This window comes from Rhodovulum sp. PH10 (genome assembly GCF_000293785.1).
Classification (GTDB): domain Bacteria; phylum Pseudomonadota; class Alphaproteobacteria; order Rhizobiales; family Xanthobacteraceae; genus Rhodoplanes.
Genome location: NZ_AKZI01000141.1, coordinates 22486 through 34085, shown reverse-complemented (window position 1 = coordinate 34085; position 11600 = coordinate 22486). Strand labels below are relative to the sequence as shown.

The 11600-nt window shown below is 70.7% G+C and carries 9 protein-coding genes and 2 tRNA genes; 5 read left to right on the top strand and 6 right to left on the bottom strand.

The window, feature by feature from the left end:
• Positions 1-129: 129 nt before the first annotated feature.
• The 3 genes from A33M_RS19245 to A33M_RS19235 form a co-directional block, all read right to left on the bottom strand.
• On the bottom strand, positions 130-1344 hold the full coding sequence (locus A33M_RS19245; RefSeq protein WP_008390742.1) for a LeuA family protein: 1215 nt from the start codon (positions 1342-1344) through the stop codon (positions 130-132).
• Between the two features lie 571 nt (positions 1345-1915).
• Positions 1916-3013, bottom strand: a complete 1098-nt coding sequence (locus A33M_RS19240; RefSeq protein WP_008390737.1) for an amino acid ABC transporter substrate-binding protein — start codon at positions 3011-3013, stop codon at positions 1916-1918.
• Between the two features lie 2 nt (positions 3014-3015).
• Positions 3016-3651, bottom strand: coding sequence for a L,D-transpeptidase (locus tag A33M_RS19235; protein WP_008390736.1), 636 nt, complete (start codon positions 3649-3651; stop codon positions 3016-3018).
• 369 nt (positions 3652-4020) lie between these two features.
• On the opposite strand from A33M_RS19235, the gene A33M_RS19230 reads away from it, so the two are divergent.
• The 5 genes from A33M_RS19230 to cydC all read left to right on the top strand — a co-directional run bounded on the left by A33M_RS19230 (position 4021) and on the right by cydC (position 10716).
• Positions 4021-5616 carry a cytochrome ubiquinol oxidase subunit I gene (locus A33M_RS19230; protein WP_008390734.1) on the top strand — a complete coding sequence of 532 codons (1596 nt, stop codon included), beginning with the start codon at positions 4021-4023 and terminating at the stop codon, positions 5614-5616.
• A 27-nt stretch (positions 5617-5643) separates the two neighbouring features.
• Entirely contained in the window at positions 5644-6795 is a 1152-nt protein-coding gene (gene cydB, locus A33M_RS19225; protein ID WP_008390733.1) for a cytochrome d ubiquinol oxidase subunit II, read from the top strand.
• Positions 6796-6816: 21 nt separating this feature from the next.
• Positions 6817-6942, top strand: coding sequence for a cytochrome bd-I oxidase subunit CydX (gene cydX / locus A33M_RS23225; RefSeq protein ID WP_008390732.1), 126 nt, complete (start codon positions 6817-6819; stop codon positions 6940-6942).
• 61 nt (positions 6943-7003) lie between these two features.
• The gene (cydD, locus tag A33M_RS19215) at positions 7004-8791 is read left to right on the top strand and encodes a thiol reductant ABC exporter subunit CydD (protein ID WP_008390731.1); all 1788 of its coding nucleotides are present in this window, start codon (positions 7004-7006) and stop codon (positions 8789-8791) included.
• Positions 8788-10716 carry a thiol reductant ABC exporter subunit CydC gene (gene cydC, locus A33M_RS19210; RefSeq protein WP_008390730.1) on the top strand — a complete coding sequence of 643 codons (1929 nt, stop codon included), beginning with the start codon at positions 8788-8790 and terminating at the stop codon, positions 10714-10716. Before cydD ends, cydC begins: the two co-directional genes overlap by 4 nt.
• Before the next feature lie 57 nt (positions 10717-10773).
• Here cydC and A33M_RS19205 read toward each other — a convergent pair.
• The 3 genes from A33M_RS19205 to A33M_RS19195 form a co-directional block, all read right to left on the bottom strand.
• A tRNA-Met gene (locus A33M_RS19205) sits at positions 10774-10850 on the bottom strand.
• Positions 10851-10976: 126 nt separating this feature from the next.
• A complete protein-coding gene (locus tag A33M_RS19200; protein ID WP_040621866.1) occupies positions 10977-11435 on the bottom strand; it encodes a hypothetical protein in 459 nt (152 codons plus the stop codon).
• 17 nt (positions 11436-11452) lie between these two features.
• A tRNA-Sec gene (locus tag A33M_RS19195) sits at positions 11453-11548 on the bottom strand.
• Between the last annotated feature and the right edge of the window lie 52 nt (positions 11549-11600).

The following is an 11600-nucleotide window of genomic DNA, read 5'->3' as shown; positions in this document are numbered from 1 at the left end:
AGACGTCGCCTTCGGCGACCCTCAGGATGAGGTCATAGTTTCCCGCCGCCGGTATGAGAGGTCGAACACCCGCGCTCCGGCGGGCGTTCGGGCCGCTCGCGGCCCCGGCCGGCGCGGACACGGGCGAGGTTACCGGCCCGGCAGCACGGCTGCGGCGATCTCGCGAAACTCCTCGTCGGTGACGAGGCCGCGCTTGGCGATGCCCTTCGCCTTGACCCGCTCGAGCATCTCGCCGATCGCCGCGTCGTCGGGGACGGGGAGGCCGAGCTTCTCCAGCGTGTAGGTGATCGACGCCTTGCCGCTCTTCTTGCCGAGCACCACCTCGCCGCGGCGGCCGGTCAGCGCCGGGTGGGTGCCGAACATCGCCAGCGGCTCCTTCACCACCAGGTCCACACCGATCCCGGATTCGCGGGTAAAATTCTTGGCGCCGAGGATCGGCTTGTTGGCGGCGATCGGCACGCCGGTGATGCGCGAGACCAGCGCGCCGAGCTCCGACAGCTTGTCGAGCCGATATTGCCGGTCGTAGCCGTACAGCACGTGCAGCGCCACCATCAGCTCCTCGAGCGCGGCGTTGCCGGTGCGCTCGCCGAGCCCGTTGGCGCAGGCATGGACGCACGACGCGCCGGCCTCGACGCCGGCGAGCTCGGTCGCCACCGCCATGCCGAAATCGTTGTGGGTGTGCACCTCGACCGGCAGGTCGGTCAGCCGCTTCACCCGGCGCACCATGTATTTGATCGCCTCGGGGAGCGCGCAGCCCATGGTGTCGACGATGCCGACCGAATCGGGCGGCGCCTCCTGCATCAGCCGGACGAGCAGGTTGTCGAGATCGTCCGGGCGCGCGCGGGTGGTGTCGTAGGGGAAGTACACCGCATAGAGGCCGCGCTTCTTGGCGTAGGCGACCACCTCGACGCTCTTTCTCAGCACGTCCTCCCAGGTCCAGCCGAACTGGTATTTGAGCTTGGGATAGCCGATCGGGATCTCGATGATCACGCCGTGGCAGCCGCAGTCGAGCGCCTTGTCGATGTCGACCGTGAGGGCGCGCGCGAACGCGAAGATCTTCGACGGCAGCCCGAGGCGTGAGATCTCCTTGATGGCGGCGTAGTCCATCGCCGAGACCGCCGGCATGCCGGCCTCGATCCGCTCGACGCCGACCTCGGCGAGCTTTTCGGCGATCGCCACCTTGTCGGCGACGTCCATCACCAGGCCCGGCGTCTGCTCGCCGTCGCGCAGCGTCGCGTCGTGGATCTCCACCCGCGCCGGCAGCCGGCGGTCGGCGGCGACCTCGGCCGCGTCGTTGTAGGGGCAGACCCACCATTCGTTGTCGCGGATGTGCGGCTCGCTCATGATCTCGTTCCTTCCTGCTCGGCGGGCCCGTGCGGGCCCATCGAGACGCAGCGCGTCGAGGCGATCTCCGGGCGGGCGGCGGGCGCACCCCGGAGAGACCTGTCGAGCCGGTTCGTCGCCGCGGGACCAAAAGCCGACGGAGGCGCCGTCCGGCCGCCGCGACGATGCCGTCCCGACCGCGCGAAGGCCGCGTGGCGCTAGGGGCGGATCGACGGGGCGGGCTGGGAAGGCGGGGAAAGGCGGCTCATCGGCGGCGCGCTCGCGACCGGGCGTCCCCGAGCGGGGGCGGCGGTTTCGATGGTGTCGCCGCGGTCGACCATGGTCGGGGCTTTGCGAGGCTCGCGGGTGATCGGGCTCGATGTTCGATCGTTTGTTGCTTTAGCGACCATGCTCGACAATACGCACGACTGCGTAGCGCTGTTCGCACACGCACCGCATGCGGGCAGGCGCACGCGCTCACACGCCGCGGACCGAGGTCCGCGGCGTGGAAAAACGCGCTCCTGTCGTGTTCGGGATCCGGCCGGCGGCAGACGGGCGGCCGGCCGAACCGGCCCGCCCGTGCGCCGCAGCCTCACTCCACCGGCGGGGCGTACTGGATGCCGCCGGCGTTCCACAGCGCGTTGAGGCCGCGCGGGATGCCGAGCTTGGTGCCGGCGCCGACATTGCGCTCGAACACCTCGCCGTAATTGCCGACCCGCCGGACGATCCGCACCGCCCAGTCGGGCGACAGGCCGATCCCCTCGCCGAGATGCCCGTCGGTGCCGACCAGCCGCCGCACCGCCGGCCGCTTCGAGGCCAGCGCCTGGTCGATGCGCTGCGAATCGACGCCGATCTCCTCGGCGTCGACCATGGCGAAATGCACCCACTGGGCGATCAGCGCCCAGCCCTCGTCGCCCTGGCGGACCGCCGGGCCGAGCGGCTCCTTGGAGATCACGTCCGGCAGCACCGCGTGCTCGGCCGGCGCGGCGAAGGCACTGCGCAGCGCGTGGAGCTGCGACACGTCGCTGGTGAAGGCGTCGCACCGGCCGTCCTCGTAGGCCTTCACCGCGTCCTTCAGGTCCGGCGAGGTGATCAGCTTCGCATCGACGCCGTTCGCCGCGAAGAAGGCGGCGGCGTTGCTCGCCGTGGTCGTGTTGTCCTGGACGCAGACCTTCATCCCGCCGAACTCGAGCGGCGAGCGGGCCGGCTGCGCGGTGCGCACCATGAAGCCCTGGCCGTCGTAATAGGTGACCGCGGGAAAGACGATGCCGTGCGCGATCTCGCGGCCGAGCGTCCAGGTCGAGTTGCGCGACAGGATGTCGACCTCGCCGCCAGCGAGCGCCGTGAACCGCTTCTCGGCGTCGAGCGGCACGTAACGCACTTTTGCGGGATCGTCGAAGATCGCCGCGGCGACCGCCCGGCAGAAGTCGACGTCGAAGCCCGACCAGCTGCCGTCCTCGGCGCGGGTCGAGAAGCCGGGAAGGCCCTGGTTGACGCCGCAGACGAGCACGCCGCGTTCGCGGACGGCTTTCAGGGTCGGCGACGTCTTCGGCTCGGCTGCGAGCGCGGACGACGCGACCGAGACCGCTGCGACCGATACCGCCGCGACCGAGACGGCCGCGACCGAGACGGCCGCCATCGAGAGGGCCGCGAGCGCGAGCGACGCGCGAACCAGACGGACGACTTGCATGTTCAGAGCTCCGGAGCCTGCCTGACGACGACGCGGGTCCCGACCGGGATCCGATCGTAGAGATCGATGATGTCGTGGTTGACCAGCCGGAAGCAGCCGGACGAGACCGCGTGGCCGATGGTCTGCGGCTGGTTGGTGCCGTGGATGCGGTAGACCGTGCCGCCGATATAGAGGGCGCGGGCGCCCATCGGGTTGCCGGGGCCGCCGGCCATGAAGCGCGGCAGATAGGGCTGGCGGGCGATCATCTCCGCCGGCGGCGTCCAGTCCGGCCACTCCGCCTTGCGCACGATGGTTTTCAGGCCCTGCCACTGGAATCCCTCGCGGCCGACCCCGATGCCGTAGCGCAGCGCCCGGTTGTTGCCGAGCACGACATAGAGGAAGCGCTCGGCGGTGTGGACGATGATGGTGCCGGGCGACTCGGTGGTGCGGAAGAAGACCAGCTGGCGCTGCCAGGCGGGCGCGAGCTCCTCCTCCTCGGCGCTCGGCTGGTAGCCCGGCTGGTCGTCGATCGCCATCGTCGGCGGCGGCGCGGCGCGCCCCTGGGCCAGCGCCGGCGCGGCGGCGACCGCGAGGGTGAGCATGGCCGCAAGACCGCCCGCGGCGGCGAGCAGCGCGAGACTGAACGTGCGTTTCGGCATTGCAACTCTCCGGCGAGGCACTGCGACGTGCCGCGGGCGCACGATAGTGCGATCGCTCGCCGGTATCCAGAACCCTCCGTCACGGTCGTCGATGCGCGCGGAAGTCCCGCTCGCGCCCCCGGCGAACGCCTCGCGACGGCGGTACGGGGGAATTCTCCGGATTGACGGATCTCTCTTCGTCTGACATCACATGCGAAAATAACGATATGAAGCCGTTCGGTCCGCGATGAAGAACCTTCGCCGGCACGAGAACGCTGCCGATCTCTGCGACGGGCCCGTCCGCCGCACGCACGCCCCTCCCCGCCGCGGGTGCCGCATCCCGCCGACGCTCCCCACCCGCGCGCTTCCGACCGACCCGGAACACTCCTCATGATCGACCAAACCTTCGTCGAGCTGTCGCGATGGCAGTTCGCCGCCGTCGCCATGTATCACTTCATCTTCGTTCCGCTCACCCTCGGCCTGAGCTGGATCCTGGTCATCATCGAATCCGTCCACGTGATGAGCGGGAAGCAGATCTACCAGGACATGTCGCGGTTCTGGACCAAGCTGTTCGCGATCAATTTCGCGCTCGGCGTGACCACCGGACTGACGATGGAGTTCCAGTTCGGCACCAACTGGGCCTATTACTCGCACTATGTCGGTGACGTGTTCGGCGCGCCGCTGGCGATCGAAGGCTTGATGGCGTTCTTCCTCGAGTCGACCTTCGTCGGCCTGCTGCTGCTCGGCCGCGACCGGCTCTCCAAGGTGCAGTATCTCGTCGTGGTGTTTCTCACCGCGCTCGGCACCAACCTTTCCGCGCTGTGGATCCTGGTCGCCAACGGCTGGATGCAGAACCCGGTCGGCGCCGAGTTCTCCGCCGACACCATGCGGATGGAGATGACCGACTTCTGGGCGGTGGTGTTCAACCCGGTCGCGCAGGTGAAGTTCATCCACACCACCGCCGCCGGCTACGTCACGGCGAGCATGTTCGTGATCGGCATCTCGGCCTGGTACCTGCTGAAGGGCCGCGACGTAGCCTTCGCCAAGCGCTCGTTCGCGGTCGCCGCCGGCTTCGGGCTCGCCTCGGCGCTGTCGGTCATCGTGCTCGGCGACGAGAGCGGCTACGAGCTCGGCGACGTGCAGAAGATGAAGCTCGCCGCGATCGAGGCCGAGTGGCACACGCAACCGGCGCCCGCGAGCTTCAACGCCGTCGCCTTTCCCGACCAGGAGAAGCGCGAGAACGGCTTCGAGATCCGCGTGCCGTGGGCGCTCGGGCTGATCGCCACGCGCTCGATCGACACCGAGGTGCCCGGCATCGGCGACCTCGTCGCCCATGCCGAGACGCGGGTGCGCTCCGGGACGGTCGCCTATGCGATGCTCGAGAAGCTGCGCGCCGGCGACAAGACCGCTGAAACCCGCGCGACCTTCGACCAGCACAAGGCGGATCTCGGCTACGGGCTGCTGCTCAAGCGCTACGTCACCGACCCCGCGACCGCGACGGACGCGCAGGTCCAGGCGGCGGCGTGGGACAGCGTGCCCTACGTGCCCTACCTGTTCTGGAGCTTCCGCATCATGGTCGGGCTCGGCTTCGCCATGCTCGGCCTGTTCGCGCTGTCGTTCCTCCTGCTCGCGCGCGGCACGCTCGAGAAGAACACTTGGCTCCTGAGGATTCTGGTGTGGTCGATCCCGCTGCCGTGGATCGCCTGCGAGACCGGCTGGTTCGTCGCCGAGTTCGGCCGCCAGCCCTGGGCGATCGGCGAGGTGTTGCCGACCTTCCTCGCCACCTCGGCGCTGACCACGACCGACATCGTCACCTCGATGGCGGCCTATCTCCTGTTCTACTCGGTGCTGCTCGCGATCGAGATCTTTCTGATGGTGCGCTTCGCCCGGCTCGGGCCGAGCTGCCTGCACACCGGACGCTATCATCACGAGCAGAATCGCGCCCCCGACGCGCTCCCCGGAGCGCGCCTCACCCCCGCCGAATGATCGGGACGCCGAGGAAAGGAACGAGCCATGCTCGATTACGAGACCCTGAAGCTCGTCTGGTGGATGCTGGTCGGCATCCTGCTGATCGGCTTCGCCGTCACCGACGGAATGGACATGGGGGTCGGCATGCTGCTGCCCTTCGTCGGCCGCAAGGACGAGGAGCGCCGCGTCGCCATCAACACCGTCGGCCCGCACTGGGACGGCAACCAGGTGTGGCTGATCACCGCGGGCGGCGCGATCTTCGCCGCCTGGCCGGCGGTCTATGCCGCCGCCTTCTCCGGCTTCTATCTGGCGATGCTCCTGGTGCTGATCGGCCTGTTCTTCCGGCCGGTCGGGTTCGACTATCGCTCCAAGCTCGACGACCCGCGCTGGCGCAGCGCGTGGGACTGGGGGCTGTTCGCCGGCGGGCTGATCCCCGCGCTGATCTTCGGCGTCGCCTTCGGCAATCTGCTGCAGGGCGTGCCGTTCCACCTCGATTCGTTCCTCAAGCCGCATTACGAAGGCTCGTTCATCTGGGCGCTGCTGCCGCTCCTGAACCCGTTCGCGCTGCTCGCCGGCCTGGTGAGCGTGGCGATGCTCGCGCTGCACGGCGCGCTGTGGCTGCAGATCCGCGCCGACGGCGCGGTCGCCCATCGCGCGAAGCGCGCGGTCGCGGTGCTCGCGCTGGTCGTGCCGCTCCTCTTCGCGCTCGGCGGGGTGTGGGTCTGGCTCGGGATCGACGGCTACCGCATCGTCTCGGAGCCGGCCCATTCGGCGATGCCGAATCCGCTGGCGAAGGAGGTGATGCGCGCGCCCGGCGTGTGGCTCGACGTTTATGCGCGACTGCCGGTCGCGATGCTGCTGCCGGCGATCGGCCTCCTCGCGCCGCTGTTGGCGGGGCTGCTGTCGCGGGTCGGGCGGCCCGGCCTCGGCTTCGTCGCGAGCGGTCTCGGCATCACCGGGATCATCGCCACGGCGGGGGTGTCGATGTTCCCGTTCGTGATGCCGTCCAGCACGCAGCCGAACTCGAGCCTGACCGTGTGGGACGCGCCGTCGAGCCATCTGACGCTGACGATCATGTTCTTCGCGGTCCTGATCTTCCTGCCGATCGTGCTCGCCTACACCGTGTGGTGCTATCGCGCGATGTGGGGCAAGGTCTCGATCGCCGACATCGAAGCCAAGAAGCACCACGCCTATTGAGATCAGGAACGGGAGCCGACCATGTGGTACTTCACCTGGATCCTCGGGGTGACGGCGGCGCTCGCCGTCGGCGTCATCAACGTGATGTGGTTCGAGTTCCAGAGCGAGTTCGAGCCGGCGAACGGCGACGACGCCGAGACCCGCTAGCCGTGTCGGCGGTCGAGCCCGCCGGCATCCCGGCCCCTCGCCTCGCGACGCGGCGGGACCGGTGAGCGAAAAAAGCGCCGACGCCGCGTGCCTGCGCCGCCTCCGCCCGCTCGCCCGGCGCGAGCTGCGGCTCGCGATGGCGGCGGCGCTGCTCGGCGGCGTCGCCATCGTCGCGCAGGCGTGGCTGGTCGCGACCATTCTCCATGCCGGCCTGATCGAGCACCGCGCAGCCGACACGCTCGCCACACCGTTCGCGCTGCTCGCTCTCGTCGTGCTGCTGCGTGCCGCGACGGCCTACGCGGCCGACCGGCTCGGCTTCTCCGCGGCGATGCGGGTCGTGCCGGCATTGCGCAAGAGCCTGCTGGCAAAGCTCGATCGCGCGGGCCCGGCCGGCGTCGCCGAGCGGCCTTCGGGCGAGATCGTCGCGGTGATCGCCGACGGCGCGCGCGGCGTCGAGCCGTTCTTCTCGCGCTATCTTCCGGCCGTCACCCAAGCGGTGGTGATCCCGCTCGGCATTCTCGCGGTGGTCGCGCCGCTCGACTGGCTCTCGGCGCTCGTCTTCGTCGTCACGGCACCGCTCATCCCGTTCTTCATGGTGCTGATCGGCAAGGGCGCGGAGGCGCTGAACCAGCGCCAGTGGCGGCATCTGCAGCGGATGTCCGGCCACGTCCTCGACGCCATCCAGGGGCTGCCGACGCTGCGCGCCTACAATGCCGGCCGGCGCATGGTGCGGGCGGTGGCGGAGACCGCCGACGGCTATCGGCGCGAGACGATGGCGGTGCTGCGGCTCGCCTTCCTCTCGGCGCTGACGCTCGAATTCTTCGCCACCGTGTCGATCGCGCTGGTGGCGGTGCTGGTCGGCTTCCGCCTCTTGTGGGGCGAGACGACTTATCAGCACGGCCTGTTCGTCCTGCTGCTGGCGCCGGAATTCTATCTGCCGCTGCGCGCGATGGGCACCGCCTATCACGCCCGCATGGAGGCGCTCGGCGCGGCCGAGCGGCTGGTGGCGTTCGAAAATTTGCCCGATCTCGCCCGGCCGGCCACCGCCACCGAAGCGTCACACGCGACCACGGGGGACGCACCGGGATCGGCCGGCGTCGCCCTCCGGTTCTGCGACGTCGGGCTCGTCTTTCCGGGCGGGCGGCGGGCACTCGACGGCGTCGAATTCGAGGTGGCGGCGGGCGAGACACTGGCGATCGTCGGCGCGTCGGGAGCGGGAAAATCGAGCCTCCTCGCGCTGCTGATGGGCTTCGTCGTGCCGACTGCCGGAAAAATCCTGATCGACGGCGTCGCGATGGAGGAGATCGACCTCGCCGCGCTGCGTCGGCGCATCGCCTACATCCCGCAGCGGCCGCGGCTGTTCGCGGGAAGCGTCGCCGACAACATCGCGCTCGGCGACCCCGCGCCCGACCGGGCCCGCATTCTCCGCGCCGCCCGCGCCGCCGCCATCGCCGAGCGCATCGCGGCGCTGCCGCACGCCTTCGATACCATGGTGGGTGACGGCGGCCACGCGCTGTCGGGAGGCGAGGTGCAGCGGCTCGGCCTCGCCCGCGCCTTCTATCGCGACGCGCCGCTCGTCCTGCTCGACGAGCCGACCGCCCATCTCGACGCCGAGACCGAGGCCCTGGTGCAAAAGAGCCTCGGCCTGCTGCGGCCCGGCCGGACGATGCTGACGATCGCCCACCGCCTCGCGACGTTGCAGCACGCCGACCGCGTTCTCGTGATGGAGGCCGGCCGGGTCGCCGAGATCGGCCCGGAGGCGGCGTTGCGGGCGGCCGGCGGCCGGTTCGACGCGCTCTTCCGCACCGCGCTGGACGGCGCAGACGCGGACGGGGACGGCGCGGCATGAGCGTGTTTCTCCGCCTGCTCGCGCTGATGCGGCCGCAGGCCGGCTGGATGGCGCTCGCCGTGCTGCTCGCGGCGCTGTCGGCGCTCGCCCATGTCGCGCTGATGGCGACCGCCGGCTGGTTCGTCACCGCGATGGCGCTCGCCGGCGTGGCCGGCGCCACCATGAACTATTTCACGCCGTCGGCGATGATCCGCGCCTTTGCCATCGTGCGGATCGCCGGGCGCTACGCCGAGCGGGTGATCGGCCACGAGGCGACGCTGCGCTTCGTCGCCGGCCTGCGGCCGTGGCTGTTCGCCCGCCTCGAGCGAAGCGCGCCGGCGAACCTGGAAACCCTCCGGGACGGCGATCTGCTCGCCCGGCTGCGCGCCGACATCGACCGGCTCGAGCAGGCGTTTTTGCGCGTCGTCGCGCCATTGGTCGCAGCACTCCTGGTCGCCGTGCCGGCGCTCCTTTGGATCGCCGCCTATGACGGCCGGATCGCAGCCCTCGCGGCCGCGCTGCTCGGCCTCGCCGGGCTCGCGCTGCCGCTGGCGCTGCAACGCCGGAGTGCTGCCGCCGCGCGCCGGCTGGCGAGCGGGACCGCGGCACTGAACGCGCATCTGGTCGAGGAGGTGGAGGGGCTCGCGGAGCTGGCGATCTACGATCCCGACGGCATCCATCGGCAAAGAACGCTGGCGGCGAGCGACGCCCTCGTCGCCGACGAAAACTTGCTCGCCCGCGCGGCCGCGCTCGACGGCGCCGGCATGCTGCTCGCAGCCCACGGCCAGCTGATCGCGGCGCTGCTTTTGGGCCTGTCGGCGGTCGCCGCCGGAACGCTGGCGCCGGCCGACCTGCCGATGCTGGCGCTGCTCGGCCTCGCGCTGTTCGATGCGGTCGGCGCGGTGCCGGCCGCTTTGCGGGCGGTGCCGGCGGTGCTCGCCGCGGCGACACGGGTGTTCGCGCTCGCCGACCGCCCACCCGCCATCCGCGATCCCGCCGACCCGGCGCCACTCCCGGCCACGACCGGCCTCGTGCTCGACAAAGTGAGCTTCGCCTATCCGGGCGCGCCGCACGACACGCTCGGCGGCATCACGCTCACGCTGCCGCCCGGCCGGCGGGTCGCGGTGGTCGGGCCGAGCGGATCGGGAAAATCGACGCTCGCGCTTTTGGCGATGCGCTTCGTCCCGCCGCGGGCGGGCGGGCTGTCGCTCGGCGGCGTCGCCTACGAGCGGCTCACCGGCGAGGCGGTGCGCGAGCGCATCGCGCTGGTCGGCCAGCACGACCATCTGTTCGGCGCCTCGATCCGGGACAACCTTCTGGTCGGCGATCCGCTGGCCGACGAGGCGCGGCTCCGCGAGGCCTGCCGGATCGCGCAAATCCTGCCGCTGATCGAGGCCTTGCCGGACGGGCTCGACACCTTCGTCGGCGCGCACGGCGCAAAACTGTCGGGCGGCGAGGTGCGGCGCCTTTTGGTCGCGCGGGCGCTGGTGGCGCGCCGGCCGATCCTGATTCTCGACGAGCCGACCGAGGGCTTGGACGTCGCGACCGAGGCGCGCCTCCTCGATGCCCTGCTCGACGAGGTTTTGCCCGGCAATGTGTTGCGCGGCGATGCGAAGCCCGGTGGTACGAAGCCCGGCGGTTCGCTTCCCGGCGATGTACGGCCCGGCGATGCGCTTCTCGGTGGTGCACAGCCGAGTGGTGCACAGCCCGGTGGTACGCTTTCCGGTGGTGCAAATCCGGGTGGTTCACAGCCCGGTGGTACGCTGGACGGCGATGCCCGACCCGAGGGGTCGGGCGCCCGCGCGCTCCTCCTGCTGACCCACCGCCCCGCGCGCCTCGCTCGCATGGACGAGATCGTCCGCCTCGAAGCCGGCCGGGTGGTCGCGCGCCGCGAGCCGCACGGCCCGCGTTCTCGCCGCGCCGAGCCTGCCGGCCCAACGCCGTGAGGACGGCACAGGCGTGTGAGCCTTGGTTCGTAGGGGTGTGAAGGAGACGAGGCTCGATGGTAGCGGAGGAGGGACTCGAACCCCCGACACGCGGATTATGATTCCGCTGCTCTAACCAGCTGAGCTACTCCGCCGCCGGCGGCCGGACAGGCCCGGCCGAAGCGTAAGCATCCGACGTCCGCGCGCCGAGCGACGCGCGGGACCGCTCCATAGCACAAGGTCGGCGGCGGACGGAAGCCCCCCGCGCGCGCCTGCCGCCCTCAAAAATCGACCAGCGGGGTTTCCGGCATGCGCTGCTCGAACAGCGTCCAGAACGGGCCGCGCCGCTCGTCGGCGTACCAGCGCTCGAACTCGACCAGCGCGTCCTGCGGGCTCGGCTCGGGCGGATCGTCGGGCGCGGCGAGGCTGCGATGGATCGCCTGCGGCACCGGGGCGAAATGCGCCAGCACCTCGACGTGCGGCTCGCTGTCGGCCGCCCAGCCGAGTTTTTCGCGCACCGCGTCGAGGGCGGCGGCCACCGCCTCGTCCTCGCCGGGGGCGCCGGCGACCGCCTCGGTCACCGTCCGCATCACGTTGAGGCGGCGGAAGGCAAAGGCGCGCTCCGCCTCGAGCGCGGCGATCCGCTGGGCCGCCTCCTGGCGAAAGCGGCTCTCGGCGATTTCTGCGTGATCGGCGGCGACCTCGAGGTCGCGCAGGAACGGCATGGCCGACGGTGTCATCGTGCGCTCCGCAACGGTGGCGGAAGAGAATGGGAGTCGAACCCACCAAGGACCGTCTCGCGGCCCCTCCCGGATTTGAAGTCCGGACGCCCCACCGGGGACGATTCTCTTCCCTGATCGGGTGGTTCGGCAATGGTGCCATCCTGCGCCGAAACGGCCGGGCGG